General features: G+C 70.8%; 4 protein-coding genes. All 4 read right to left on the reverse strand.

The features are described from left to right. The coding region (locus D6689_22890) for a DUF111 family protein (protein RMH36066.1) at positions 1–194 on the reverse strand (194 nt) is incomplete at its 3' end. After that, positions 191–943 carry a nickel pincer cofactor biosynthesis protein LarB gene (gene larB / locus D6689_22895; GenBank protein RMH36067.1) on the reverse strand — a complete coding sequence of 251 codons (753 nt, stop codon included), beginning with the start codon at positions 941–943 and terminating at the stop codon, positions 191–193. The genes D6689_22890 and larB, both read right to left, overlap by 4 nt. Positions 944–1,004: 61 nt before the next feature. Then, positions 1,005–2,285 carry an HlyC/CorC family transporter gene (locus D6689_22900; GenBank protein ID RMH36064.1) on the reverse strand — a complete coding sequence of 427 codons (1,281 nt, stop codon included), beginning with the start codon at positions 2,283–2,285 and terminating at the stop codon, positions 1,005–1,007. Further along, positions 2,282–2,521, reverse strand: a complete 240-nt coding sequence (locus D6689_22905) for a hypothetical protein (GenBank protein ID RMH36065.1) — start codon at positions 2,519–2,521, stop codon at positions 2,282–2,284. The genes D6689_22900 and D6689_22905 overlap by 4 nt, the downstream gene beginning before the upstream one ends. Positions 2,522–2,542: the final 21 nt, after the last annotated feature.

Consider the following 2,542-nt stretch of genomic DNA (forward strand, 5'->3'; position numbering starts at 1 on the left):
ACGTCCGTCGCCGCGATGCCGCGCTTGACCACGCGCCGCACCTCGAGGCGGCCGGGATCCACCCCGATGGCCCGGATCGCGTCGCGCACCACGTCGACTGGGACGCCAAGGTCGAACAGCGCGCCGAGGATCATGTCCCCGGCCGCGCCGGCCGCGCCGTCGAAGTGCAACTGGCCGCGCACGATGTCCGTCATGCGTCGCGCACCCGGTTGATGAGCGTGGCGGCGACCGCCGCGCCGAACCCGTTGTCGATGTTGACGACCGTGACCCCTGGGGCGCACGACGACAGCATGCCGAGCAACGCCACGAACCCGCCGGCGCTCACGCCGTACCCGACGCTCGTCGGCACCGCGATGACCGGCCGGTCGATGAGACCGGCCACGACCGATGGCAGCGCCCCCTCCATGCCGGCCACGACGATCACGACCTCCGCGGCGCGCAACACCGCCGCGCGGTCGATCAGTCGGTGGACGCCCGCGACGCCGACGTCGCACACTCGCACGACCTGCTGGCCCAAGAACTCCAGCGTGACGGCGGCCTCCGCCGCCACTGGCTCGTCGCTCGTGCCCGCCGATACGACGGCCACCGGCCCGCGTCCGGGTGGCCGCGGGCGCTCGGGCGGCACGACCACCGCACGGGCGTCCGGGCGCGCAATGGCGCCGTCGACCGCGGAGGCGACGGCGGCTGCTTTTTCGGGGTCGACGCGCGTCGCGAGCGCACCGTTGCCGTGCCGCGCGAGCGACTGCAGCAACGCCGCGATCTGGTCGGCTGTCTTGGTCTGTCCGAGTACCACCTCGGGCACGCCGACGCGCAGCTCGCGGTGGTGGTCGACCGTCGCCATGTCCCCGAGGCGCTCGAACGGCAACTCGCGCAAACGCGCTTCGACCTCGTCGACGTTGGCGTCGCCCCGGGCGAGGCGCTCGAGCAACTGTCTTAGCCGCATGCGGTCCACTGGCGCGTTGTACCACCTGCCAGCGGCGTGCGGCCACCGGTCGAGCGCCGGCCTACGCCGCGGCGTTCCGGCGAATACGCACCTCCTCGATCGCGCGGTCGGTCGCCGCCGTCACCGTGAGCGTCACGTCACCGACGACGAGCGACTCCCCGACGCGCGGAATGCGCTTGAGTCGGTCGAGGATCAGCCCGCCGATCGATTCGTACGCCTCGTCGTCCTCTGGGAGATCGAGCCCGAGTTCCTCGTTGAGTCGATCGACCGGCGTGCGCGCCGCCACCCGCCACGCGTTCGGGCCCTCGCGTCGGATCGGCGACGGCCCCGTGTCGTACTCGTCGTCGATCTCGCCGACGATCTCCTCGAGGATGTCCTCGACCGAGATGATCCCGACCGCGCCGCCGTACTCGTCGACCACCACGGCCATCTGGTTACCCGTGCCCTGTAGCTCGACGAGCAAGTCGACGGCGCGTTTGGCCTCCGGCACGAACACGGGAGGACGTGCGATCGAGGACACAGGCTGGTGCTTCGCGTCCGGGCCCGCGCGCAGCAGATCGAATGCGTGCAGCACGCCGACGATGTCGTCTACGCGCGACCGATAGATTGGGATGCGCGTATGCTGCTTGTCGGCGACCTCGAGGGCAGCCTCGGCGAGCGTCGCGTCCTCCGGCAGCGCGACGACTTCCGAAAGCGGCACCATGATGTCGGCTACGGTTCGGTCCGACATGTCGAGCACGTTGGAAATCATTTCGCGCTCGTCTTCCGTGATGTCGGAGCCATGCGCCGTTTCGACGTCGCCGTCGGCCTCCGACTCCGCTTCGATGAGCGCCGCGATCTCCTCGCGCGTTATGTACGTCCGCGACTTCTCGGCACCGACCAGTTTCGTCATGAACGTCGCGAACCCGCTCATGACCCACACGAGCGGTCGAAACAGGACCGACGCGACCTGCAGCGGATAGACGATGCGCGTGACCAACGCATCGGCGTAGTGTTGGAACAGCGTCTTGGGGACGATCTCACCGAACACCAACACGAACGGAGACACCGTCGCGACCGTGAGCAGCTGGCTGTTCGACAACTCCCGTCCGAGCATCGCCAGCGTGACCACGACCGAGAACGCGACCGCGCCGAGGTTGGTGCCGATGAGCGTGGTCGACAGCAACACCTGCGGTCGGTCGAGAAACCGCTCCGCGAGCAACGCGCCGCGGTCGCCGCGTTGCGCTTTGTCGCGCAGCAGCGCGCGGTTGGCCGACACCATCGCCAACTCCGACCCCGAGAAGAACCCCTCGCACAGCAGGCACACGGCGCCGACGAGCGCGACGACGTCCCAGCCGATCACGTGCCCCCCTCCCCGGCCGCGCTCCCGCGCGCGGTTGCGCCCGCGGCCGGCGCCGGTGCCGCATCCGCGCCCGCGGCCGGCGCCGCATCCGCGTCCGCGGCCGGCGCCGCATCCGCGCCCGCGGCCGGCGCCGGTGCCGGGCGCTCGCCGGTGGCGCCCGCATCCGCCGTGCGCAGCCGACGCACCTCCTTCTCGTCGCGAATCGGCCCCACGATCTCTTCGAGCAGGTCTTCCATGGTCACGATCCCGGCGAGGCG

The organism is Deltaproteobacteria bacterium (genome assembly GCA_003696105.1).
GTDB lineage: Bacteria > Myxococcota_A > Polyangia > Haliangiales > J016 > J016.